We start from the raw sequence: 24,390 nt of genomic DNA, 5'->3' as shown, positions 1-24,390 counted from the left end.
AGCGTGCAATCAGGGCAGCACTGGGTTAATCGTCGAGGCGCTCTTCCAGCTGGCGCACTTCGTAGGTGAGCTTGTCGAGGAACTGCATGCGCCGCATCAGGCGTTCGGCCTGTTCACGTTGCGCTGCATCATCCCAACAGGCTGCGAAGCTTTCGTTGAGCTGTTCCTGAGCCGTCTTCAAACGACGCTTGAATACCGCGACACCGTCGAGGTCGGCGCTGTCCTGCAGATCTTCGAGCTCTTCGCGCCATTGCATCTGCTGCAGAAGAAACTCGGGATCGTGGACGGTGACTTCCATCGGCACTTCATGCCCGCTGATTTTCAGCAGGTAGCGTGCGCGCTGGGCCGGGCTTTTGAGCGTCTGGTAGGCGTCGTTGAGCCGCGCCGATTGCTCGAGTGCCGAGCGCTGCTCGCGCTCGGAAGCGTCGGCAAAGCGGTCAGGATGGACGCCGCGCGCCAACTCACGGTAGCGCGTGGCCAACTGCTCGAGGTCCAGGCGGAAGCTCGGTTGCAGCTCGAATAAAGCGAAATGACAAGGAATACCCACGACCAGCCTCAGATGTTGAAGCTTTCGCCGCAGCCACATTCACCGCGCACGTTGGGGTTGTTGAACTTGAAGCCTTCGTTCAACCCTTCCTTGACGAAGTCGAGCTCGGTGCCGTCCAGGTAGGCCAGGCTTTTCGGGTCGATGATCACTTTTTCGCCGTGACTCTCGAACACCTGATCCTCCGCCACTACCTCGTCGACAAACTCCAGCACGTAGGCAAGGCCGGAACAGCCTGTGGTGCGAACACCCAGACGAATCCCTTCACCTTTGCCGCGCCCATCGAGGGAGCGCCGCACGTGTCGAGCAGCCGCTTCTGTCATGCTGATAGCCATCGTTGACTCCTTACTCGTCGCCGAATCTTGAAATTCAGATCAAGCCTTTCTTCTGCTTGTAATCGCGGACAGCCGCTTTGATAGCGTCTTCTGCGAGCACGGAGCAGTGGATTTTCACTGGCGGCAAAGCCAGTTCTTCGGCCAGCTGAGTGTTCTTGATGGTTTCGGCTTCGTCCAGGGTCTTGCCCTTCATCCACTCGGTGGCGAGGGAGCTGGAGGCGATTGCCGAACCGCAACCGTAGGTCTTGAACTTGGCGTCTTCGATAACGCCCTGATCGTTGACCTTGATCTGCAGACGCATCACGTCGCCGCACGCCGGAGCGCCGACCATGCCGGTGCCGACATCAGGATCTTCCGCGTTCATCTTGCCGACGTTGCGCGGGTTTTCGTAGTGGTCGATGACCTTTTCGCTGTAAGCCATGATTCTCAATCCTCACTCATCAGGGCCGCTCTTGAGACCCTGCAACTGCGCTGCGTTAACGCCGCGTCGCTACAGGATCTGTATCCGGCGGCTTCTATAGTTAGTGTGCCGCCCACTCGATTTTCGAGATATCGACGCCGTCTTTGTACATGTCCCACAGCGGCGACAGAGCGCGCAGCTTGGTAACGGCCTCGCAGACTTTCTGCGCGGCGTAGTCGATTTCTTCTTCGGTGGTGAAACGGCCGAAGGTAAAGCGGATCGAGCTGTGTGCCAGTTCGTCGTTGCGGCCCAGGGCGCGCAGTACGTACGAAGGCTCCAGCGACGCCGAGGTGCAGGCCGAACCGGACGATACCGCCAGATCCTTGAGTGCCATGATCAGCGACTCGCCTTCAACGTAGTTGAAGCTCAGGTTCAGGTTGTGCGGAACGCGGGCGGTCAGGCTGCCGTTGACGTACAGCTCTTCCAGGTGCTCGACCTGCTGGTAGAAGCGATCGCTCAAGGCTTTGATGCGCACGTTTTCGGCAGCCATGTCTTCCTTGGCTACGCGGAACGCTTCGCCCATGCCGACGATCTGGTGGGTCGCCAGAGTGCCCGAACGCATGCCGCGCTCGTGACCGCCGCCGTGCATGGTCGCTTCGATGCGCACACGCGGCTTGCGGCTGACGTACAGCGCGCCGATGCCTTTAGGGCCATAAGTCTTGTGGGCAGAGAACGACATCATGTCGACTTTCAGCTTCTGCAGATCGATTTCGACCTTGCCGGTGGACTGAGCCGCGTCGACGTGGAAGAGCACGCCTTTGGCGCGCAGCATCTCGCCGATGGCAGCGATGTCGTTGATGGTGCCGATTTCGTTGTTGACGTGCATCACCGACACCAGAATGGTGTCCTCGCGCAGTGCGGCGTCAATCATTGCCGGGGTGATCAGACCGTCTTCGGTCGGCTCGAGGTAGGTCACTTCGAAGCCTTCACGCTCCAGCTGGCGCATGGTGTCGAGGACAGCCTTGTGCTCGATCTTGCTGGTGATCAGGTGCTTGCCCTTGGAGGCGTAGAAATGTGCCGCGCCCTTGATCGCCAGGTTGTCGGATTCGGTGGCACCGGAGGTCCAGACGATTTCGCGCGGGTCGGCGTTGACCAGATCGGCCACCTGACGACGGGCGTTTTCGACGGACTCTTCAGCCTTCCAGCCGAACACGTGGGAGCGGGACGCCGGGTTACCGAAGTTTCCGTCGACCAGCAGGCATTCACTCATTTTCTGCGCAACGCGCGGATCAACCGGGGTGGTTGCAGAGTAATCAAGGTAAATCGGCAATTTCATGGACTATCTCCTAAATCAGGGCTGGCGTGCCGCGGGTAGCTCTTCGGCTGTCATTCGACGGCGGACGCTTCAATCTTGTCCAGGCGTGGCGCCTTGCTGCTGCAACGGCGCTGGTCCTGACGCTGGGCCACTTCTTGTACCTCACGGCGAGTGACAAGGTCGGCCAAGCTGATACCGCTCAGAAATTCGTGAATCTGCAGGCTCAAGTCGCACCACAGATGATGGGTCAGACAGGTATCACCGGAATGGCAATCGCCCTGGCCCTGGCACTTGGTGGCATCGACCGATTCGTTCACCGCATCGATCACCTGGGCGACCTGGATGCCCTGCATGTCGCGGGACAACTGGTAGCCACCACCCGGACCGCGAACGCTGGAAACCAGGTTGCTGCGGCGCAGCTTGGCAAACAGCTGCTCGAGGTAGGACAGGGAGATGCCTTGGCGCTCGGAGATATCGGCCAGAGACACCGGCCCGTGCTGCGCGTGCAACGCCAGGTCAAGCATGGCGGTCACGGCGTATCGGCCTTTTGTAGTCAGTCGCATGGACAGTTACCACGGAGTTCGGAATGGGCGGGAGTATGCAATTCCCGAGCATTTAAGTCAACTATAAGACCTAGTGCTTTAGTCGGGTTTACCCGCAAAAGAGCGCGCGAATGATAGCAGGGTCTGCAGCCCAATGGCACACCGGGCGTTGGACGCCTTTGTAGGAGCTGCCGGAGGCTGCGATCTTTTGATCTTAAGAAGGCAAAATCAAAAGATCGCAGCCTCCGGCAGCTCCCACAGGGGCCCGCTATCCGGCCTTGGATTCGTCCTTGCCTTTGACGCAAGCGAAGTCTTCTTCGCGCAGCTCAGGCAGATCTTTCGCACAGTAATTGCTGCCCAGATCCTTCAGCGCGCCGCACATGCCTTCCAGGCGCCCGTCCACTGCTTGCAGATGATCGAGCAACTGGCCGATGGCGCGAGCCACCGGGTCGGGCATGTCTTCGCTGACACCGTAGGCGTCGAAACCGATCTTTTCCGCCATGGCTTTGCGCTTGGCGTCCTGCTCTTCATCGGTCTTGACGATGATCCGCCCCGGAATCCCCACCACCGTGGCGCCCGGCGGCACTTCTTTGGTGACCACAGCATTGGAACCGACTTTGGCGCCGGCACCCACCGTGAACGGGCCAAGCACCTTGGCGCCAGCGCCGACCACCACGCCATCACCCAGCGTCGGGTGGCGCTTGCCTTTGTTCCAGCTGGTGCCGCCGAGGGTCACACCCTGATAGATAGTCACGTCGTCGCCGATCTCGGCGGTTTCACCAATGACGATGCCCATGCCGTGGTCGATGAAGAAACGCCGACCGACCTTGGCGCCCGGATGAATCTCGATCCCGGTCAGCCAGCGACCGAAGTTCGACACCAGTCGCGCCAGCCACTTCAACTCATTGCGCCAGAGCATGCCGGCCAGACGATGAATCCAGATCGCATGCATGCCGGGGTAGCAGGTCAGGACTTCAAAAGCGTTACGCGCCGCCGGGTCTCGATGGAATACGCTCTGGATATCTTCACGCAAACGCTCAAACATCATTCAATCCTTCCGCTTTAGAAGCTCGCCACGGGCCGCTTTCTGGGTTTCCGTGAGGATGCCACGCAAAATATTCATTTCCGCCCGGCTGACCGAGCTGCGTCCGTACAACCGGCGCAGGCGCGCCATCAAGTGCCGTGGCTTTTCCGGATCGAGGAATTCGATGGCGACCAGCGTCTGCTCCAGGTGCTCATAGAATCGCTCCAGCTCATCCATGGTCGCCAGCTCGGCGCTTTTCACCGAGGCCACTTCTTCTTTCTCGACCTTGCTCGGCTGACCCTGTGCGGCCAGCCAGGCCATGCGCACTTCATAACTCAACACCTGAACCGCCGCCCCGAGGTTCAGCGAACTGAACGTCGGGTCGGAAGGGATGTGCACGTGAAAATGACATCGCTGCAGCTCTTCATTGGTCAGGCCGGAATCTTCACGGCCGAACACCAAAGCAATCTCGGCGCCCTGCCCGGCTTCCTCGACCACCTTGTTGCCGCATTCGCGCGGATCGAGCAGCGGCCAGGGAATACGCCGGTCGCGGGCGCTGGTGCCGAGCACCAGATTGCAGCCGACCAGAGCATCTTCCAAGGTGGCGACGACTTGCGCGTTTTCAAGGATGTCACCGGCACCAGAGGCGCGGGCATCGGCCTCGTGGTGCGGGAAGACCCGCGGATCGACCAGCACCAGTCGCGACAGACCCATGTTTTTCATGGCGCGCGCGGCCCCGCCGATGTTGCCGGGGTGGCTGGTGTTGACCAGGACGACACGAATGTTCTGCAGCAAGGGAGGCGCTCTCGGACACGGGAAAGGGGGCAAATCTTACAGAACAGCCTACCGTTAAGCTATGAAAGCGAACAGCGTCCTTCACCTGAAGAAAAGTTCTGATAGAATGCGCGGCTTTCTTTAACAACCTTAGGTGACACATCCATGCAGCCCATGCTGAATATCGCGCTGCGCGCCGCCCGCAGCGCCAGTGAACTGATCTTCCGCTCCATCGAGCGCCTGGATACCATCAAGGTCGACGAAAAAGACGCCAAGGATTACGTATCCGAGGTCGATCGCGCCGCTGAACAGAAAATCATCGATGCCCTGCGCAAGGCTTACCCGAATCACTCGATTCAGGGTGAAGAAACCGGCCTGCACGCTGGCACCGGCATCGAAGGCGAAGAGTACCTGTGGATCATCGATCCGCTGGACGGCACCACCAACTTCCTCCGTGGCATTCCGCACTTTGCAGTGAGCATTGCCTGCAAATATCGTGGCCGCCTGGAGCACGCAGTGGTTCTGGACCCGGTTCGCCAGGAAGAATTCACCGCCAGCCGTGGTCGCGGCGCTCAACTGAACGGTCGTCGTCTGCGCGTAAGCGGTCGTACCAGCCTCGACGGCGCCCTGCTCGGCACTGGCTTCCCGTTCCGTGACGACCAGATGGACAACCTCGACAACTACCTGGGCATGTTCCGCGCTCTGGTTGGCCAGACTGCCGGCATCCGCCGCGCCGGTTCGGCGAGCCTGGACCTGGCTTACGTAGCTGCCGGTCGTTTCGATGCGTTCTGGGAATCGGGCCTGTCCGAGTGGGACATGGCTGCAGGCGCCCTGCTGATTCAAGAAGCCGGCGGTCTGGTGAGCGACTTCACCGGTGGTCACGACTTCCTTGAGAAAGGCCACATCGTTGCCGGCAACACCAAATGCTTCAAGGCAGTGCTGACGGCGATCCAGCCGCACCTGCCGGCCTCGCTGAAGCGCTAAGCTTTCCGCGAAACCAAAAAGCACCCTCCGGGGTGCTTTTTTTATGTCTGCAATTCCAAACAGCACAATTCCCTGTGGGAGCGAGCCTGCTCGCGAATGGGGCGTGTCAGCAAAGAAAATATCCACTGTTAGACCGTATTCGCGAGCAGGCTCGCTCCCACAGGTGAGAATCGCGCGCTGCCCTGAATCGCGGGTACAAAAAAGCACCCCGCAGGGTGCTTCTTTTCACAACCGTAAATCCTTACTGAGCCGGCTCATTCTGCGACAGGATCAGCTTGCCTTCCTTGTCGACCGGAATCTGGTTGCCCGGATCGCGATCCATCCGCACCTTGCCTTCCTTGCCATCGAGCGAGTAACGCACGTCGTAGCCGACGACCTTGTCGCTGATGTCATTGACCGTGTTGCAGCGAGTTTGCGTAGTGGTGTAGGTGTCGCGGTTCTGCATACCTTCCTGCACCTTGTTACCGGCATAACCGCCGCCAACTGCACCGGCCACGGTGGCAATCTTCTTGCCGGTACCACCGCCCACCTGATTACCCAACAAACCACCGGCTACGGCACCGATCGCCGTGCCGAGAATCTGGTGTTGATCCTTGACCGGCGCCTGCCGGGTCACGGTTACATCCTTGCATACTTCACGTGGAGTCTTGATCTGTGTCTTGACCGGCTCAACGGCTAATACTTGCGCATACTCAGGGCCGCTTTTAACCAGGCTGTAGGTGGCAACAGCACCCCCGGCTGTGACACCGACAGCACCCAATACCGCACCAACCAGCAACGACTTGTTCACATGAACCTCCTGACCATCACATGCGGGACGCGCCCGCGCTTCTCCCAGCCTTGGAGCACAAAAAAAGGCGCGAGTTCAACTCGCGCCTTTTGTTGGCTGACAGCCGGGAAATCGCTGGCCGTTATGGACGGTCGTCGACTTCCTTGTCGGTGTTGGCCGGAGGAATCAGATCCTCGGTGGTCAGGTTCAGCCAGATCAGCACCACGTTGGCGATGTAGATCGACGAGTAGGTACCCGCCAGTACACCGATGAACAGCGCGATGGAGAAGCCGAACAGGTTGTCGCCGCCGAAGAACAACAGTGCCGCGATGGCCAGCAGCGTGGAGATCGACGTCGCCATGGTGCGCAGCAGGGTCTGGGTGGTCGAGATGTTGATGTTCTCGATCAGCGTCGCCTTGCGCAGCACACGGAAGTTCTCACGTACCCGGTCGAAAACCACGATGGTGTCGTTCAGTGAGTAACCGATGATCGCCAGCACCGCCGCCAGCACCGTCAGATCGAAGGTGATCTGGAAGTACGAGAGGATACCCACGGTCACGATCACGTCGTGGATCAGCGAGACAATGGCGCCGACCGCAAACTTCCACTGAAAGCGGAACGCCAGGTAGATCAGGATGCCGCCGAGCGCCAGCAGCATGCCGAGGCCGCCCTGGTCGCGCAGTTCTTCACCAACCTGCGGGCCGACGAACTCGACTCGCTTGACCGTCGCCGGGTTGTCGCCGCCGACTTTCTGCAATGCGTCTGCGACCTGATGGCCCAGCTGCGGGTCTTCACCCGGCATGCGCACCAGCAAGTCAGTAGTGGCGCCGAAGTTCTGCACCACAGCTTCGTGATAACCGGAAGTCGCCAGTTGCTCGCGCACCTTGGTGACATCGGCCGGACGCTCGTAGGTCAGCTCAATGAGCGTACCGCCGGTGAAGTCCAGACCCCAGTTCATGCCCTTGGTGGCGACGCTGAACAAGGCAATGACGGTAAGCAACACGGTGACGCCGAACGCGAAGTTGCGAACGCCCATGAAGTTGATTGTACGTAACATGGCAGCCCCTTAAATCCACAACTTCTTGAAGTCACGTCCGCCAAAGATCAGGTTGACCATTGCGCGGGTCACCATGATGGCCGTGAACATCGAGGTAAAGATCCCGAGGGACATGGTCACTGCGAAACCCTTCACCGGGCCGGTGCCCATGGCGAAGAGAATGCCGCCGACCAGCAAGGTGGTCAGGTTGGCATCGAGAATCGCAGTAAATGCCCGGCCGAAGCCTTCGTTGATTGCCCGCTGCACAGTCATGCCGGCGGCGATCTCTTCACGAATCCGCGAGAAGATCAGTACGTTGGCGTCGACCGCCATACCCATGGTCAAGACGATACCGGCGATACCCGGCAGGGTCAGCGTGGCGCCCAACAGCGACATCAATGCCAGCAGCAGCACCATGTTCACCGCCAGCGCGACGGTGGCGATGACGCCGAAGAAGCGGTAGATGGCGATGATGAACAGCGATACGAACAGCATGCCCCACAGGGAAGCGTCGATACCTTTGGTGATGTTGTCAGCACCCAGGCTCGGACCGATTGTGCGCTCTTCAGCGAAGTACATCGGTGCAGCCAGACCACCGGCACGCAGCAGCAGCGCCAGTTCGGACGACTCGCCCTGACCGTTCAGACCAGTGATGCGGAATTGCGCACCCAGCGGCGACTGAATGGTCGCCAGGCTGATGATCTTCTTCTCTTCCTTGAACGTCTGCACCGCAACGTCTTTCTCGACGCCATCAACCACTTGCTTGGTGTAAGTGGTGACCGGACGCTGTTCGATGAAGATCACCGCCATGCTGCGGCCGACGTTGGAGCGGGTCGCGCGGCTCATCAGCTCGCCACCGTGGCCATCCAGACGGATGTTCACTTCAGGCGTGCCGTGTTCGCCGAAACCGGCCTTGGCGTCGGTGACCTGGTCACCGGTGATGATCAGGCCACGCTCGATCTGCGCTGGCGGACGGTTGCCTTCGCGGAATTCGAACGACTCGGAAGTAGCTTTCGAAGCGCCCGGCTCGGCGGCCAGACGGAACTCGAGGTTGGCCGTCTTGCCAAGAATACGCTTGGCTTCGGCAGTGTCCTGCACGCCCGGCAGCTCAACCACGATGCGGTTGGCGCCCTGACGCTGCACGATCGGTTCGGCAACACCCAGCTCGTTGACGCGGTTACGTACCGTGGTCAGGTTCTGCTTGATGGAGTATTCACGGATTTCCGCCAGCTTGGCCGGGGTCATCGCCAGACGCAGCACCGGTTGACCGTTGAGGTCGGCCGGAACAATGTCGAAATCGTTGAAATTCTTGCGGATCAGCGCACGGGCCTGTTCGCGGGAGTCTTCATCGCTGAAGCCCAACTGAATGGCACCGCCCAGTTGCGGCAGGCTGCGATAGCGCAGCTTCTCTTTGCGCAGCAGGCTCTTGACGTCGCCTTCGTAGACTTTGAGGCGTGCATCGAGGGCTTTGTCCATGTCCACTTCGAGCAGGAAGTGCACACCACCGGACAAGTCCAGACCCAGCTTCATCGGGTGCGCACCGAGGTTGCGCAGCCATTGCGGGGTGGTCTGTGCCAGGTTCAGCGCGACGACGTAGTCATCACCCAACGCCTTGCGCACAACGTCCTTGGCCGGCAGCTGATCTTCAGCCTTGCTCAGACGGATCAGACCGCCCTTGCCGCCCGCCGTCAGCGTTGCCGCCTTGACGTTGATGCCGGACTCTTTCAGCGCCGTGCTGACGCGAGCCAGATCGGCGTCATTGACCTGCAGAGCCGTGCTGGCGCCGCTGATCTGAATGGCCGGGTCATCGGGGTAAAGATTGGGAGCGGAATAAATCAGACCGATCGCCAGCACCGCCAGGATCAGAATGTATTTCCACAGAGGGTATTTGTTCAGCATCACGCCGCCCGTTATGAACGCGGGGCGCCTTGCGCGCCCCGTCGATTGAGTAGAAGTTGTTGCTCTTAGATCGCTTTCAGCGTGCCTTTTGGCAGCGTGGCGGCGATGGCGCCTTTCTGGAACTTCATTTCCACGGTGTCGGACACTTCCAGAACCACGAAGTCATCGGCAACCTTGGTGATCTTGCCGGCGATGCCGCCAGTGGTGACGACTTCGTCGCCCTTCTGCAGGCTGCTCAGCAGGTTCTTCTGCTCTTTGGCGCGCTTGGCCTGTGGACGCCAGATCATCAGGTAGAAGATGACCAGGAAGCCGACCAGGAAAATCCACTCGAAGCCGCCGCCCATTGGGCTTGCAGCAGCCGGTGCAGCTGCGTCAGCCATGGCGTTAGAGATAAAAAAGCTCATTTAGCACTCCAGTTGCAAATGTTGAATCTTGGGGTCAGAAAACTCAGTCCAAAGGCGGGACGGGAAGTCCGCGTTTGGCGTAGAAGGCATCGACAAAGGCGGCCAATGTACCCTGTTGAATAGCCTCGCGCAAACCAGCCATCAGCACCTGATAATGGCGCAAGTTATGGATGGTATTGAGCATGCTGCCGAGCATTTCGCCGCACTTGTCCAGGTGATGCAGATAAGCGCGCGAGAAGTTCTGGCAGGTGTAGCAATCGCAGGTCGGATCCAGCGGCGATTCATCATGGCGATGGAACGCGTTACGGATCTTCAGCACACCGGTATCGATGAACAGATGCCCATTGCGGGCATTACGGGTTGGCATCACGCAATCGAACATGTCCACCCCGCGGCGCACACCCTCAACCAGATCTTCCGGTTTGCCAACGCCCATAAGGTAACGAGGTTTGTCAGCGGGCATCTGGCCCGGCAGATAATCCAGCACCTTGATCATTTCGTGCTTCGGTTCGCCCACCGACAGACCGCCGATGGCGAGGCCGTCGAAGCCGATCTTGTCGAGGCCTTCGAGCGAGCGCATGCGCAGGTTTTCATGCATGCCGCCCTGAACGATGCCGAACAGCGCTGCGGTGTTGTCACCGTGGGCATTCTTCGAACGCTGCGCCCAGCGCAACGACAATTCCATCGATACGCGCGCAACGTCTTCGTCAGCCGGATACGGCGTGCATTCGTCGAAGATCATCACGATGTCGGAACCGAGATCGCGCTGCACCTGCATCGACTCTTCCGGGCCCATGAACACTTTGGCGCCGTCGACTGGAGAAGCGAAGGTCACGCCCTCCTCCTTGATCTTGCGCATCGCGCCGAGGCTGAACACCTGGAAACCGCCGGAGTCGGTGAGAATCGGGCCTTTCCACTGCATGAAATCGTGCAGGTCGCCGTGCTCCTTAATCACCTGAGTGCCGGGACGCAGCCACAGGTGAAAGGTGTTGCCCAGAATGATTTCCGCGCCAGTGGCGACGATGTCGCGCGGCAGCATGCCCTTGACCGTGCCGTAGGTGCCGACCGGCATGAACGCCGGGGTCTCGACGGTGCCACGGGGAAAGGTCAGGCGACCACGACGAGCCTTGCCATCGGTGGCCAGCAGCTCAAAGGACATTCGACATTCGCGACTCATTCTGTTTCCTCTGGGCCTGTCTGTTCAGGGGCAGTTGGAGCGGGATTGCGGGTGATGAACATCGCATCCCCGTAACTGAAAAAGCGGTAGCCGTTTTCCACGGCGGCCTTGTAGGCAGCCATGGTTTCGGGATAACCGGCAAACGCGGAAACCAGCATCAACAGCGTGGATTCCGGCAAATGGAAATTGGTCACCAGGGCATCGACTACATGAAACGGCCGGCCCGGATAGATAAAGATGTCGGTGTCGCCACTGAACGGCTTGAGCACACCATCGCGCGCCGCACTTTCCAGCGAACGCACGCTGGTGGTGCCGACCGCAATCACCCGACCGCCACGCGCACGGCACGCAGCGACCGCATCGACCACATCCTGGCCGACTTCCAGCCACTCGCTGTGCATGTGGTGATCTTCGATCTTCTCGACACGCACCGGCTGGAACGTCCCCGCGCCGACGTGCAACGTCACGAATGCAGTCTCGACGCCCTTGGCAGCAATCGCCTGCATCAACAGCTCATCGAAATGCAGCCCCGCCGTCGGCGCCGCCACCGCACCCAGACGCTGGGCATACACGGTCTGATAACGCTCGCGATCCGAGCCTTCATCCGGGCGGTCTATATAAGGAGGCAACGGCATGTGCCCGACGCGATCGAGCAGCGGCAAGACTTCCTCGGCAAAACCCAGCTCGAACAACGCATCATGACGCGCCAGCATCTCGGCTTCGCCACCGCCGTCGATAAGGATCTTCGAACCCGGCTTCGGCGACTTGCTGGAGCGCACATGCGCCAGCACGCGGTGCGCATCGAGCACGCGCTCGATGAGAATTTCCAGCTTGCCGCCGGACGCTTTCTGCCCGAACAGCCGCGCCGGAATCACCCGGGTATTGTTGAACACCATCAAATCGCCCGGGCGCAAATGCTCAAGCAAATCAGTGAATTGACGGTGTGCCAGGGCGCCGCTCGGCCCATCAAGGGTCAGCAGGCGACTACCGCGACGCTCGGCCAACGGATGGCGGGCGATCAGCGAATCAGGAAGCTCGAAAGTAAAGTCAGCAACGCGCATGATGGGGTTCGTCTAGCAGGGCCGGAAAGTCTAGCGGAAATATCGAAAATTGACCATGAAACGTGATTGACCAACGGTAATCACCTCTCTATACTTCGCCGCCATTGAGCCCTGATGGCGGAATTGGTAGACGCGGCGGATTCAAAATCCGTTTTCGAAAGGAGTGGGAGTTCGAGTCTCCCTCGGGGCACCACATAGCAGTATCTGAGAGTCTCTACCTGCCTCTCAGACCCAGAGAAACCGGCCACTTGGCCGGTTTTTTTGTGCCTGTCTGTTTATCCCTGTCTCCCCTTATCCGTTGTATCCCTGTATCCCTGCTTGTATCCTGAGAAAAATACCGAACTTTGGGATACAAGGATGAAGCGCGCAGACATCAAGCGCCGCCCTCTCGCTGATACGACACTTGCGGGATTGGAGTCGGAATTAAAGGAATACCGAGAGCTGGACGGAAACGGCCTCTACTTCAGGGTAAAACCTGATGGTGGTAAATCCTGGCAGCTCCGCTACAAACGTCCGGCGGGCAATTGGGCTTGGATGGGGCTGGGGGGTTACCCAGAAGTAAGCGGTGCGTTGGCACGGGATAAAGCTGCTGAACTGCGCAAGGTCGTGAGCAGCGGGGCCGATCCTCTCGAACAAAAACGCTCTGCCAAAGCGGCAATTGATGCTGCCAAGACTCGTACCTTCCGAGCGGCTGCTGAAGCTTGGCTCAAGGCCAAGGAAGAAAAGGGACTCGCTCCTTCCACCCTTAACAAAATCCGCACTTATCTCGACAAAGACATACTCCCGGCGCTGGGTGATAAACCCTTGGACGAAATCACTCGTACTGACTGTGCGGAGCTCCAAGCATCACTTGAAGCCCGAGACGCACACAACGTGGCGGAAAAGTGCCGCACGTGGATCAATCAGATATTCGGACGAGCCATCGGCTTAGGCCTCACGGAAAACGATCCTGGCAGTCGCCTCCGAGATATTGCAGCTCAAGCCCCAAAGACTCAGCAGCATCCTCATTTGCTGGAGCCAGAGTTGGCAGAGTTCCTCCAAGCACTCAAAAACACCCCCAGCAGGCTGACGGCCCGAACTGCTGCATGGCTCTGCATCTGGACCGCATCCAGACCGGGCATGGTTCGATTAGCTGAATGGAAAGAGTTTGACCTGGATAAAGCGATATGGACGACGCCTGCCGCCAAGATGAAGATGCGCCGAGACTTTGTGTGTCCACTCCCTAAGCAAGCGCTTTCCGCTCTCAAAGAACTTTATTGCCTCACAGGTCGTAGTCGCTGGCTGTTCCCTGGGGTGGGCGCTAAGAACCCAACGATTAGCGAAAACACCATCAACAAGGTCTTCGCGACAGTTGGTTACAAGGGGCGATTGGTTGGTCATGGTACCCGTCACACCGCCAGCACTCTGCTCAGGGAACACGGCTGGCCGAAGGAGCACGTCGAAGCGCAGCTTGCTCACAAAGAAGAGGGAATATCGGGGGTCTACAACAAGGCTCAATACCTTGAGCATCGAGTGAAGATGATGCAGTGGTATGCAGACCACCTTGATGCGTTAGCAAGCGAAAAGGCAATCAAGGGACAATTTGGAAAAGCGGTATGAATGCACTTATTCATACCACCTTCAAAATCCGTGTTACAGGTGTAACTCGTGTAACGATGCCGGCCAAACGCCCGGATTCATTGACTTTCAATCCCGTTACACTCTTGCACAACCTTCCGTACATGCGATGTAACGCACGCCGTTCGTGTAACACCAGAATAAGCCCCTCGCATGCTGCGGGCCAAAGTTCTCCAAGCTGGGCCAGAGCGCAAATATCGCTGGAAACGCATCCAACTCGCAGGGCGAGGGATAGAGCGTTACACGTAGAGAACCATGGGCATGATTGAAACTCATCCAATTTTGCACACGGCGCTAACTGCCGGCCTGCTTCAATATCTCTCCGGTCAACCGCTCTATGAGCTCTGCAATGAACAGATCACTGATCTATGCGAGCTAATCAATCAATGCTGCGTACGCATCCAGAACGGCGATATCAGCAGCGATATGAGCAGCGATATGAGCAGCATGTGCATACAGACAACGATGCATGAAGAGGCCATTTTTCAGTACGCCTCAACCGACAAAAAAAATCGTCTTGCACATTGGGTTCGCCAATACAGCAGCTGCCCTTCAGCTTCGGAGCGCGATGCATATGCAGCCTATGTCATGGCCTGCGCAGTAAAAGCGCTAAGCGCATTAGCTGACTGGATGCGCTCCACGGAAGACGAGGCATGGTCACATGTTGCTGAACCTCCCACGGATTGTCCGTGGGATATTTATTGTCTCGTCGTAGAGGGACAGGTCGATCCCATTGAACGCATTCAGGCACTAGAACAATACATGCTGTTTCTGGAGCCCATAACAACCCTACCCTGCTTGATCAGTGACGAACTGACCCCTACTGCTTACAGAGCAATCAAGAACGCTATACGCACTAAGGGCGGCATCATCAGCGGAATGGAGCGTAACGAAGAAATCAGCGCACGGGATACAGCAATCATTAGGCAAGGTCGCCACTACGTGACGAGCGGAATGCCACGACGAAACGTGACCACGGCGGTACACGCTTGGCTGGAACGGGAGGTTTCCAAACCGCCCAAGCAGCGCGCGGAGTGGCTGACGCTGGAAACCGAAAAAGCGCTGACCCGCAAAAGCGTAGAGGCCATACTCAAGCGCAACTTCGTGCTGTGAACAAAGGTTCACCGAAATTTCAATTGGAAGTGAACTGCTTCCCGCAGACGATTTTCTAGACCATTGCTCTCGTTGTCCAAATCAATCGAGAGCAATACCTATGAACACCTCTGTTACCGATTTTCCCCGCAAGACTCCCGTCAACGCCACCTCACTTTTTGATGCCACTTCAACTTTGATCCGCATGCGGGAGGTGGAAGGCATCGTGGGGATGAAGCGTTCGACCATCTACAAACTGATGCAGCGCACCGACTGCGGCTTTCCGCAGCCCGTCAAGCTGAGCAACAGCAACGCACGCGGCGCCCCTGTTGCCTGGGTCCTTTCCGAAGTTCAAGCGTGGGCGCGCAGCCGCATCGAGGCACGCGATCAGGTGGCTGCATGAGCCACAAGACTGCAAACAACGCTTTGATGCATCCCTTTTCCGTGTTGCGTCGGATCGGTTTCTCGACTCGCGTCATGCAGCGCCTTGAACGCTACCGCAGCCAGCAGGACAAGCAAGGTCGCGTTGTCAGCGTGCTCAGCTGGGCCGACGGCACTTGGTGCGCCCTCTCCCTTCACTGCGAAAAGACCGGGGCCGTGGTCGTAGACGAAGGCCAGCAGGTCGACGCCTACGAAGATGCCCGCTCCATGCTCAGCGGCGGATTCCTGCCCCTTCTCTCCCTGCGCTGGGAAGCCCATGCCTGAAACAAAAACGCCTCCGGGGGCGATCCGGAGGCGTTGAGGTCAATCTACATGTACGAACAATTTATGCCGCACCTGAAAAAACCGCAAGCCATCAGCGCAGTTGCACTTTCGAAAAACGGACGTTACTCTCTGGCCATCGCTGCAAATTCAGCGATTGGGCTTGGCGGCCCAAACTGTACAAGGCGCAACAGCGCCCCCATTACGATTGCAGGCGCTTTTTTTGTGCCCGCTTTCCCGTGTTATGGCGGGTTGCGTAGGAGCACCCTCGGGTGCGCCGGTCTCCTTGTACGCCGGTCCGCCAATCCTGCGCAATCCGTCACCCTAATCTGCTTGGCGGCAGACGGTGGCGGTTCCTCAGTACAAGGAGCCTTCACAAATGCAACACGCCCTCAATCCGTCCAAAATTCGCGCCGCTGCACACCGTGCAATGGCTCTCGCCGCTTTACACGCCAACTCCAGCCTCGCTACACGCCTCTCACGCTACAACGCTCACATGGCCAAAGCCCGCGCGCTCGAATCCGCAGGCGGTGTCCAATGAACAGCGCCCTGAGTTTTGCCCTGCCCGAAGATCTGCTCTGCGTGAATCCGACCGCAGAAGCCGGTGTACCCATCGACGCCATCACCTGCGCCATTGACCGTGCTGACTCGGTGCTGACGCTACTGGAAGATCACTTCGAAAACGAATCCTCGCGCCTTGCCAATCACGTGATTGCCGCAGTCCTCTGGGACGTGCGCGGCACCCTCGGGTTGATCAAAACGCTGGCCATGCACGGTGACAACACTTCAGCCCCTGCGGTGCAGAAAGGCGGTGCGCTATGAGCATTTCCACCACACCGGGCCACGCTACCTTTTCTCGCGTTAATGCCACCGACCTGAAGCTATTTCGGGTGAATGCCGGAGTACCCGTCGAGGACGCGCTGGAGATGGTGTCGTTGCTGCAACATCACGCGAACCAGCTCAACTTCGACGCTGCCATGAGTGACCACGGCGAGCGTTTCAGTTGGCCCGCTCTGTACCTGGGCGAGATGGCCAAAGCGCTGATCGATGACATCAACGACGCGCTGTTTCTACCGAGGGCTGACACATGAGCCAATGCCCGAATAGCACCGCGAAACGTCCAAGCTTCGCCGACGTGAAAGCCGCCGCGCTGAAAGACATTGATCGTGTCTTGTCGCACTGGTTGCCCAACGGTAAGCGCGTGGACGGCGGCAAGGAATACACCGCTCCGAATCCAACCCGTAGCGACAAGCGCGCCGGATCGCTCAAGGTCAATTTGAGCAAGGGCACCTGGGCAGATTTTGCCACCGGCGACAAAGGCGGCGACCTGATCGATCTGGTGCGCTATCTGGACGGCGGCACCGACGTCGAGGCTTGCAACAAACTGGCCGACTGGCTGAACGTTGCGCCCGGCGCCACCAAGACAATGGCCGCTCCGAGCAAGCCCAAGGCAGCAAAATGGAACGCCATCCAGCCGATCCCGACCGAGGTCATGAACAAGTGTCCGACCAAGCACCGTGATCACGGTGTGCCGTCCAAGGTCTGGATCTACCGTGACGCGCAGGGTCAGCCGCTCATGGCGCTGTATCGCTTCGACCTCGGCCCGGATGAAGACGGCAAGCCAAAGAAGGTCTTTGCGCCCCTGACATGGTGTCAGCGCGCCGATAGCCAAACCAAACAATGGCGCTGGCAGGGTCTGCCGGATCCGCGTCCGCTGCTGCGCCTTGATGAACTGGCCCAGCGCGCTGACGCATCAGTGGTTCTGTGCGAAGGCGAGAAAGCGGCCGATGCCGCCGCCGAGCTGCTGCCGACCTACGTGGCCACCTGCTGGCCTAACGGCTCCAACTCCTGGCACAAAGCCGACCTGACGCCGCTCAAGGGACGCGACGTGGTGTTGTGGCCGGACAACGACGACAGCGGTAAAACCTGCATGGACAACGTCGCCGAGAAGCTGCGTGAAATCGGCGCCGCCTCGGTCCGAGTCATCGCGCTCGAGGTGTTCAAACGCAAGCCTACGTTGAAGAACGACCGCGCCGCGTTTGCAAAAGGTGGTCAATGGGATGACGGCGACGATGCGGCCGATGCCCTCGACAAAGGCTGGACCGCCGGCCACTTCACCGCGCTGGAAAGCGGCGGCGAGCTGTTCGGTGTGTTCGAAGAAAAACCTGTAGTTGCCCCGGTAGAACCCAAGCCGGAACCGGAGCCAGAAGCGAAACCTAAAGCAGCAGCCAAGCGCCCGGCAAAATCGAAAAACGACTTGATGCCCGGTGGCTTTCGCCTGACGCCCGAAGGTGTGTTTTATGCGGGCGACGACGGCGAAGCACGCCCGGTATGTTCGCCGCTGGCGATCCTTGCGCGTACCCGTGACGAGAAGGGCCACAACTGGGGCTTGCTGGTCGAGTTCGACGATCCCGACGGCACCAAGAAACGCTGGAACATTCCGGCGCGCACCATGACTGGCGACTTCGGCAAGGATGTTCTCGGCCCGCTGGTGGACATGGGTTTGCGTCTGGCAGGCAGTCGCTCGGGACGCAACGCACGCAACGATTTGCAGAGTTACCTGGGAGGCTTCGACAGTGCGCAACGTGCGCGACTGGTCACCCGTTTGGGCTGGCATGACAACGCCTTTTTGTTGCCTGAGCAGCAGGTCGGCATGCACGCGGAACACCTGCACTTCTACGAGGCCGGCGCGCAACTTCCGCCGATCAGCGAAGCAGGCACGTTGGAGCAATGGCAACAGCAGATCGGCGCGCTGTGCATCGGCAACCATCGCTTGGCGTTTGTCGTCGGCGTGGCCTTCGCCGGCCCCCTGCTACACATGCTCGGCCACGAATCGGGCGGCTTTCACCTGTACGGTGACAGCTCCGGCGGCAAGACCACTCACCTGCAAGTAGCCGCCTCGATCTACGGCGGGCCGCGTCTGGTGCGCTCGTGGCGGTCGACCGACAACGCGCTGGAGTCAATCGCTGCCGCGCATTCCGACGGGCTTCTGGTGCTCGATGAAATCGGCATGTGTGATGCCCGCATCATCGGCGAGACGGTGTACATGCTGGGCAACGGCACCGGTAAGGCTCGGGCCAATGATCGAGGCCAAGCAGGCCGGCAGGTGCAGGAATGGCGTCTGCTGTTTCTCTCCACCGGCGAGAAGACCTTGGCGCAGCACATGGCCGAAGCCAACAAGGAGCTTAAAGCGGGTATGGAGGTACGCATGCTCGCCGTTCCGGCGGATGCCAGCAAAGGTCTGGGCATGTTCGACACGCTCAACGGTTTCGAAGATGCGGCCGCTCTGTCCGACGCACTCAAAGCGCGGGTGGCGAACTATTACGGCACACCGCTTACCGCGTTCCTGACTGCGCTGTGCGAACCCGGCAAGCGCCACGGCTGGGCGGCAATCCTGCGCCGCACGCTGGAAGGCTTTATTGCCAAGTCGCTCCCTGCGTCCGCGAGTGGACAGGCACACCGTGCCGCTGCTCGCTTCGGCCTCGCCGCCGCAGCAGGCGAGCTGGCCACCGCGATGGGCATCACCGGCTGGCCGGACGGCACGGCCACCACCGCCGCTCGGGTGTGCTTAAACGCATGGCTCCACGAGCGCGGCGGCGCCGGAAACTTCGAGGGCGATGCGATCTTGGCGCGGCTGCGCCAGGTCATCGAGCGTTTTGGTGAAAGCCGTTTCACACGCTGGGAATCGGCAGCGGCCAAGATCGACGAACACGGCCCGCGCACTATTGACCGCCTAGGCTTTCGCAAGACGCTGGAGCACGGCATGGGCGACACCATGCACACCACCAACACCTATTACGTGCTGACCGAGGCGTGGCGCTCGGAGATCTTCCGAGGCATGAACCTCACGGCGGTGAACAAGGAGCTACTGCAGCGCGGTGTGCTGGAACCGAGCAGCGACGGCAAGGCGTCGAGTCTGGTGCGGCTACCCGGCCTCGGGCAGCAACGCTGCTACATCGTGAAGGCGATTCCGGGAACGGATGACAGCGAGGCTCGGGCTGCCTGAGGGCATCTCCGCTGATCGAGGTAGCGCCGGCTTATTCCCGGCCTCGCCAGCCGCTCATTCAACCCAAACCCATTTTCTAGGAACAAGACAGATGAACGAATTCCAAACTTCCACCGAACAACACGAACTGCTGGCCAGTGATCCAGATGGCCATGAAACAGGGCTCTCATTGCCCGTAGCAGCCACCGGCGAAGTAATCGGCGTATGTGAAAAGAAGCGAGTGTTGATGGGCGAAATCGAAGAGTGGACCAGCCACCGCGATAGCCTGCTGAGGGAGGCAGCGGAGCACTACGTGCAAATAGCTCCATTGGAAGCGCTCTTGGAAAACGAGGACGAACTCGATGCAGATCGACTGCATGAAATTCGAAAACAGTACAACACCCTCAAAATTCCTTACGACTCCTGCAAGACACGCGCTAGTTACGCAGACGCTCGAATTCGACGACGCGAACAGCTGGTCAATCATGAAACCCTGATGGCGGGCTACGTCGAATCGATGACGAACTGGAAAGCCGACGAACAGGAGCTCAACGAGAAACGCGACAGCCTCAGCACCCGCTTGGCCCAGATCCAGCAGCAGGCAGAAGAGGACATAGCCAAGGCTCGGCAAGCCGAAACCGATGCAGCGACCGCTTATGCACAAGCCGTGGCCTGGGGCGACACCGAGGGCGAGAAAACCGCCAACGCCGACGCCCAGAAGGCTGCAAAGAATCTGGCGACTGCGAGCGAACAGCATCGCCGGCAGCTTCTGATTATTGCCGCGCTGGAGCAGGAACTCGTCATCGTGGATCAACACATCGACGAGGCGCGGAAAGAGCACAAAACCATCGAACGAAGGGCGTTGCTCTTGGCGCAGACTGTTCTCGAGGAACAGTGGAACGAGAAAGCTCAAGAGTTGCTGGAAATGGGAGGCAAGCTCTGGTCTGCCATCAATCTCGTTGGCGGCGACCAAATCAGTCTCAGGAAATTGGTACTTCCTGAAGAAGGCGAAAATTTCCGCAACTGGACCAGCTCTGATTTGTGGAATCGCGCCTCCAAATACTCAATCCAAGAAGTTCTCGCGTTGTAATGCGCTGAGCCACCGAAACAGCTTACGCAGGTAGGCTGTTTAACCTCCACAGGTTACAAAATGATCATTCAATTTGACCTTAGAAACACCCCCAACTGGAAAGACCTACTGAATGCACGAATAGTCTCCTTAAAGGAAATGCTGGAATTCGTGGACAAACCTCGCATAAAAACGAAAGTCGAGACTCTCACCGTGAAATTGATAAAAGCAGAGATCATCAGCATCCGAGAGTATCTTAAACTGTCAGAATAGCGCTGAACTTGTGAGCCGCACGAACATTCAAACTGTCATCAAACAAATGTAGGAATCAAACATGTCCAAACTTGCCGAATACCGCCAGCTCGAAAAGCACCTCGCCGAACAGCTTCAGGCTTTGGAAGCACTGAAGAGCGATGGCGCGCTGAAAAAAGAGATCGAGTTCGAAACCAAGCTGCGCGAGTTGCTCAACCAATACGGCTTCAGCCTCAAGCACATCATCAACCTGCTGGATCCGCAAAGCACGAAGCGCGCTTCAACACAAGCGGCGGCACCTGGCAAGCGTAAGCCTCGCGCTCTGAAGGTCTACAAGAACCCGCACACCGGCGAAGTGGTCGAAACCAAAGGCGGCAATCACAAGACGCTGAAGGAGTGGAAAACCAAGCACGGTGCCGACGAAGTTGAAAGCTGGGTGAAGAAATAACGCAGCTTGAATAAAAGGCCTCTTAGAGGCCTTTTCTTTTGTTGATTACATCCTTTGCGCCTGCGACCTCACCATCTAAGAATCGCTACCATCAGCAAAAGGAGTCAACGTTGTGGACACAATGAGCAGACGTGAAATTGGCGACCTGTTGTCTCGGCGCCTCCCGCAATGCGCTATCACCTGCTCGATAAATGCCGACCATAGTCTGTCTGTCGAAGTGATCGACCCCCGACCAGCTACAATTCACCATGGCGAACATTGATCGCTCCAGCGCAGCTCTACCCATCTGGGCTAATGCTAGGTGCCTTGCCCTACGCCCTCGACTGCTTTCCTGTAGTTCGCTGCAGCCTTCTGGATCATCACTCTGCGCTCCTCACGGGTGATGAAGCCTTCCGCGAAGTATTACTCTGCCCTCCCAACCGCTAGAAACGAGCGGCTCCTGGCTGCCCTCCACGATTTTTTCTTGACGACCGCGTCTGCCCACTAGCCGCCGCTCACGGACGTCTGCTTTCGGCCTAGGGAGTCGTTCCTGAGCCCCCCTCTCGACCTCGGGATACTCAGCAGAGGTCTGCTAAAAAGGACATGCCTGAAAGGAGTCCAGATCACGGCCGTTCATAGACAAGTCACCAGCGCGCTCTTAATCTACGCTCAGATCTCGCAGCTTAATCGATAATCTATACCCATCAGGAATAACGTGTGGCCAGAAACAGAATACCCGATCACGTCCAAAATGAGCTGTTCTTCGCCAGCATGCGCATATGTGCGCTTTGCTTTGGCCTGAAAAATGACGCGACAGAAAAGCGAGGGCAGATTGCTCATCTGAACAAAGATAATACTCAGACACGCTTTGAAGATTTAGTTTGGCTATGCATGGATCATCATGATCTTTACGACTCAACAACAAGACAAACGAAGAACTATACCGTTTCAGAGGTTAGAAATTATCGTTTAAAATTATACGCCCATGTCAAGAATCTTAGGGCTCAACCGTCATCAGGCAATAAAAACTCAGAGCATGATCGTATAGCCAGTATACTGACCGAAGTTTTCAGTTTTATGCCATTCGCTCACTTACTTGTATACATCAACGATTTTCCTGAATTTTTTTCTCAGAGAATTTTGATCCCTCTGGACGCATGGGAGATATTTAAACGTTCAAACCCTCATATATATCCATTCTCAGACCGGGATCTGAATTCAAAACTAGATGGTTTTTTTAATGCCAGTGCCAAATTGCACCAGCACATACGCTCTTTTATGGGCGACGCACCTGTCTATGTCTCAAGTATCGACTACAGCGGAACAAATCATAAGTTGGCACTAAACAAGGAGCTGGACTCGACTTTGTCAAATAAAGCATTGACGGCGGCGAGAAAAATTGCGACTGAGTACGAACAAGCGTATCAGCGTCTTGTAAGTTACATTCGGCAAACATATCCTAGCACAAATCTCAATGCTTACAGGGAATGATCACGACTACCGGAAGCAGTTGCATGAAGAAAGTGTGTACACGCTGAAACTGCTACCGTTCCCTTACTTTCAGTGATGACTGGCACAACCGTGCAATGCATGCTCGCTAGTATTTGAATCGCCACCAGTGTCGTAGACACATTCGCAAAGCTGCTTCTGGGCGAACGCCCCCCTGGCGAGCGGCCGCTTCGGGTCGAAAGCTGCCGGTCACGACTGATCGCAATCGACCCAATGCTGCCCTCCGAGATGGCAGCTTACGGCCAAAAGCAGTCAGTCGAGGATGAATGTTTTTACCGATTGCTGCCTGTCTCAAAGGGCTAATCTGGACAGCTCACTCAGGCAAAAGCAGCCACCTAATGACGTCTATCGAACTAGAGGCGATTCAGCAAAGGGATTAGCCCAGGCGTTAACGCAAATTCACGTAATTCTACATCATAATACCGATGCAGGATCTTTGATGTAGTTACCTAAAAAATTAACAGCCCGCGCCAAATATTCATTATGAGAAACAAGATTCACTATCTCTCGTTCAAGATCATGAACAGATAAGACGTCAAAACCTAACATGCCGACTTCCAAAATAGCTATCCCTTCACTCTGAGCCTTCGATGCATTACTGGTCAGTAGAACGAAGGCGTTGTGATGTTTCGCTCGACGGCCAGCCCAGTGAGCGAACTTATGGCGCAAGTCGCGGTGCATCTCTAGCGTTTCCACTGTTGCACTCAAACCACTATTGACAGCTGACAAATCCTTCAAGGCTGCCGCTTCAGAAGCCAGATGGTTAAGTACATCCTTATCATTTAAGCCCCCAGAGAAATTACGTGCATCTCCTCTATTAATGTGCCTTAGGTAATTCACGGCGCGCCGAGCATTTAAATCCGCCCAGCAATACTGTTGAACGAATCGTCCTATGAGCATTTCATCCTCCGCCGATAGCGGGACAGTATTCTCAATAAAATCATCATCCCCGCCGAGATTCTCGACGATCTCTTCCAATAACAAAGTATTTGAAATCAAAATATTCCTCCCCCCAAAAAAACTTACATAAAGCTCTCAGCAATGCATGATATAAGCACAAAGTCTTCCGGTTCGAATAAATATAGATCCGGATACGATCACGTTACCAAAACTCAATTGCAACGAATGATAAAACTCTACGAAAAGTATTCGTCATCGTGATCGCAGCAAACCAGCTTGTAACTCTCGCTTCATGACCCTACAAAGCATGACATGCTAAATGCAATAGCGATTGCAGCATCGCCGACAGAATCCGGCGTCGTAGCCTTTTTCTGTGACTGGTTGACCAGCACCGCTGGTTAGCAAACGGCTCTCATGAGTTCCATGATGACTTGCGCAAGGTTAGGGAGAACCGCACGATGGGCGGCCGCGAACCAAGACTTTGACGATCCTGCGCGTCTGGCCGACAGCGGTCATTCGTGAGTGTGGCTTTCGGCCAAATGCAGCCATCAGGGATGATAGCTAAGATAATCG

Annotated in this window: 25 protein-coding genes and 1 tRNA gene; 12 read left to right on the top strand and 14 right to left on the bottom strand. The window is 57.5% G+C overall.

The features are described from left to right. Nucleotides 1–25 precede the first annotated feature (25 nt). From hscB to trmJ, 7 genes are all read right to left on the bottom strand, one after another. Nucleotides 26–547 carry a co-chaperone HscB gene (gene hscB / locus ACZZ0K_RS02605; protein WP_056790165.1) on the bottom strand — a complete coding sequence of 174 codons (522 nt, stop codon included), beginning with the start codon at nt 545–547 and terminating at the stop codon, nt 26–28. Between the two features lie 8 nt (nt 548–555). Further along, nucleotides 556–879 (bottom strand): iron-sulfur cluster assembly protein IscA, encoded by a 324-nt coding sequence (gene iscA, locus ACZZ0K_RS02600; RefSeq protein ID WP_003227904.1) that lies wholly within the window; start codon nt 877–879, stop codon nt 556–558. Nucleotides 880–913: 34 nt separating this feature from the next. Next, nucleotides 914–1,300, bottom strand: coding sequence for a Fe-S cluster assembly scaffold IscU (iscU, locus tag ACZZ0K_RS02595; RefSeq protein ID WP_003227907.1), 387 nt, complete (start codon nt 1,298–1,300; stop codon nt 914–916). 100 nt (nt 1,301–1,400) lie between these two features. Next, the gene (locus ACZZ0K_RS02590) at nt 1,401–2,615 is read right to left on the bottom strand and encodes an IscS subfamily cysteine desulfurase (RefSeq protein ID WP_039761430.1); all 1,215 of its coding nucleotides are present in this window, start codon (nt 2,613–2,615) and stop codon (nt 1,401–1,403) included. A gap of 50 nt (nt 2,616–2,665) precedes the next feature. Beyond that, the gene (gene iscR, locus ACZZ0K_RS02585) at nt 2,666–3,157 is read right to left on the bottom strand and encodes a Fe-S cluster assembly transcriptional regulator IscR (protein ID WP_016773323.1); all 492 of its coding nucleotides are present in this window, start codon (nt 3,155–3,157) and stop codon (nt 2,666–2,668) included. 247 nt (nt 3,158–3,404) lie between these two features. Continuing rightward, the gene (cysE, locus tag ACZZ0K_RS02580; protein WP_024014221.1) at nt 3,405–4,181 is read right to left on the bottom strand and encodes a serine O-acetyltransferase; all 777 of its coding nucleotides are present in this window, start codon (nt 4,179–4,181) and stop codon (nt 3,405–3,407) included. A gap of 3 nt (nt 4,182–4,184) precedes the next feature. Then, nucleotides 4,185–4,955, bottom strand: a complete 771-nt coding sequence (gene trmJ, locus ACZZ0K_RS02575) for a tRNA (cytosine(32)/uridine(32)-2'-O)-methyltransferase TrmJ (protein ID WP_041479930.1) — start codon at nt 4,953–4,955, stop codon at nt 4,185–4,187. A gap of 144 nt (nt 4,956–5,099) precedes the next feature. Here trmJ and suhB point away from each other — a divergent pair, with 144 nt between their 5' ends. Next, entirely contained in the window at nt 5,100–5,918 is an 819-nt protein-coding gene (gene suhB / locus ACZZ0K_RS02570) for a type III secretion system regulator SuhB (RefSeq protein WP_016773320.1), read from the top strand. Between the two features lie 241 nt (nt 5,919–6,159). Here suhB and ACZZ0K_RS02565 read toward each other — a convergent pair whose 3' ends face one another. The 6 genes from ACZZ0K_RS02565 to queA all read right to left on the bottom strand — a co-directional run bounded on the left by ACZZ0K_RS02565 (nt 6,160) and on the right by queA (nt 12,264). Continuing rightward, complete coding sequence (locus ACZZ0K_RS02565; protein ID WP_041479931.1) at nt 6,160–6,708, bottom strand: glycine zipper 2TM domain-containing protein; 549 nt, start codon at nt 6,706–6,708, stop codon at nt 6,160–6,162. A gap of 121 nt (nt 6,709–6,829) precedes the next feature. Then, nucleotides 6,830–7,744 (bottom strand): protein translocase subunit SecF, encoded by a 915-nt coding sequence (secF, locus tag ACZZ0K_RS02560; protein WP_041479932.1) that lies wholly within the window; start codon nt 7,742–7,744, stop codon nt 6,830–6,832. A gap of 9 nt (nt 7,745–7,753) precedes the next feature. Beyond that, on the bottom strand, nt 7,754–9,622 hold the full coding sequence (secD, locus tag ACZZ0K_RS02555) for a protein translocase subunit SecD (RefSeq protein ID WP_016773318.1): 1,869 nt from the start codon (nt 9,620–9,622) through the stop codon (nt 7,754–7,756). Nucleotides 9,623–9,687: 65 nt separating this feature from the next. After that, nucleotides 9,688–10,026: a preprotein translocase subunit YajC gene (yajC, locus tag ACZZ0K_RS02550; RefSeq protein WP_016773317.1), complete on the bottom strand. Its 339-nt coding sequence runs from the start codon at nt 10,024–10,026 to the stop codon at nt 9,688–9,690. Between the two features lie 43 nt (nt 10,027–10,069). Then, nucleotides 10,070–11,185 carry a tRNA guanosine(34) transglycosylase Tgt gene (tgt, locus tag ACZZ0K_RS02545; protein ID WP_160768392.1) on the bottom strand — a complete coding sequence of 372 codons (1,116 nt, stop codon included), beginning with the start codon at nt 11,183–11,185 and terminating at the stop codon, nt 10,070–10,072. Nucleotides 11,186–11,199: 14 nt separating this feature from the next. Further along, a complete protein-coding gene (gene queA, locus ACZZ0K_RS02540; RefSeq protein WP_095181702.1) occupies nt 11,200–12,264 on the bottom strand; it encodes a tRNA preQ1(34) S-adenosylmethionine ribosyltransferase-isomerase QueA in 1,065 nt (354 codons plus the stop codon). Nucleotides 12,265–12,372: 108 nt separating this feature from the next. On the opposite strand from queA, the gene ACZZ0K_RS02535 reads away from it, so the two are divergent. The 11 genes from ACZZ0K_RS02535 to ACZZ0K_RS02485 all read left to right on the top strand — a co-directional run bounded on the left by ACZZ0K_RS02535 (nt 12,373) and on the right by ACZZ0K_RS02485 (nt 22,899). After that, nucleotides 12,373–12,457: transfer RNA gene (locus tag ACZZ0K_RS02535), tRNA-Leu, on the top strand. Between the two features lie 164 nt (nt 12,458–12,621). Further along, entirely contained in the window at nt 12,622–13,863 is a 1,242-nt protein-coding gene (locus ACZZ0K_RS02530) for a tyrosine-type recombinase/integrase (RefSeq protein ID WP_463558954.1), read from the top strand. A 279-nt stretch (nt 13,864–14,142) separates the two neighbouring features. Next, nucleotides 14,143–14,994: a hypothetical protein gene (locus ACZZ0K_RS02525; protein ID WP_463559740.1), complete on the top strand. Its 852-nt coding sequence runs from the start codon at nt 14,143–14,145 to the stop codon at nt 14,992–14,994. Between the two features lie 100 nt (nt 14,995–15,094). Beyond that, the gene (locus tag ACZZ0K_RS02520; RefSeq protein WP_169431792.1) at nt 15,095–15,376 is read left to right on the top strand and encodes a helix-turn-helix transcriptional regulator; all 282 of its coding nucleotides are present in this window, start codon (nt 15,095–15,097) and stop codon (nt 15,374–15,376) included. Continuing rightward, entirely contained in the window at nt 15,373–15,678 is a 306-nt protein-coding gene (locus tag ACZZ0K_RS02515; protein WP_085606852.1) for a hypothetical protein, read from the top strand. Before ACZZ0K_RS02520 ends, ACZZ0K_RS02515 begins: the two co-directional genes overlap by 4 nt. Nucleotides 15,679–16,212: 534 nt before the next feature. Then, on the top strand, nt 16,213–16,497 hold the full coding sequence (locus ACZZ0K_RS02510) for a hypothetical protein (protein ID WP_463558953.1): 285 nt from the start codon (nt 16,213–16,215) through the stop codon (nt 16,495–16,497). Beyond that, a complete protein-coding gene (locus tag ACZZ0K_RS02505) occupies nt 16,494–16,766 on the top strand; it encodes a DUF3077 domain-containing protein (RefSeq protein ID WP_085655302.1) in 273 nt (90 codons plus the stop codon). The genes ACZZ0K_RS02510 and ACZZ0K_RS02505 overlap by 4 nt, the downstream gene beginning before the upstream one ends. Beyond that, a complete protein-coding gene (locus ACZZ0K_RS02500) occupies nt 16,763–19,681 on the top strand; it encodes a DUF927 domain-containing protein (RefSeq protein WP_463558952.1) in 2,919 nt (972 codons plus the stop codon). The genes ACZZ0K_RS02505 and ACZZ0K_RS02500 overlap by 4 nt, the downstream gene beginning before the upstream one ends. Before the next feature lie 226 nt (nt 19,682–19,907). After that, nucleotides 19,908–20,750 (top strand): chromosome segregation protein SMC, encoded by an 843-nt coding sequence (locus tag ACZZ0K_RS02495; protein ID WP_463559738.1) that lies wholly within the window; start codon nt 19,908–19,910, stop codon nt 20,748–20,750. A gap of 313 nt (nt 20,751–21,063) precedes the next feature. Then, nucleotides 21,064–21,429, top strand: a complete 366-nt coding sequence (locus tag ACZZ0K_RS02490) for a histone-like nucleoid-structuring protein, MvaT/MvaU family (protein WP_463558951.1) — start codon at nt 21,064–21,066, stop codon at nt 21,427–21,429. A gap of 696 nt (nt 21,430–22,125) precedes the next feature. Further along, on the top strand, nt 22,126–22,899 hold the full coding sequence (locus ACZZ0K_RS02485; protein WP_463558950.1) for a hypothetical protein: 774 nt from the start codon (nt 22,126–22,128) through the stop codon (nt 22,897–22,899). A gap of 432 nt (nt 22,900–23,331) precedes the next feature. Here the strand turns inward: ACZZ0K_RS02485 and ACZZ0K_RS02480 are convergent, their stop codons facing one another. Beyond that, entirely contained in the window at nt 23,332–23,916 is a 585-nt protein-coding gene (locus ACZZ0K_RS02480) for a hypothetical protein (protein WP_463558949.1), read from the bottom strand. Between the last annotated feature and the right edge of the window lie 474 nt (nt 23,917–24,390).

This window comes from Pseudomonas sp. AC255 (genome assembly GCF_979258175.1).
This window is presented reverse-complemented; position numbering and strand designations above follow the sequence as displayed.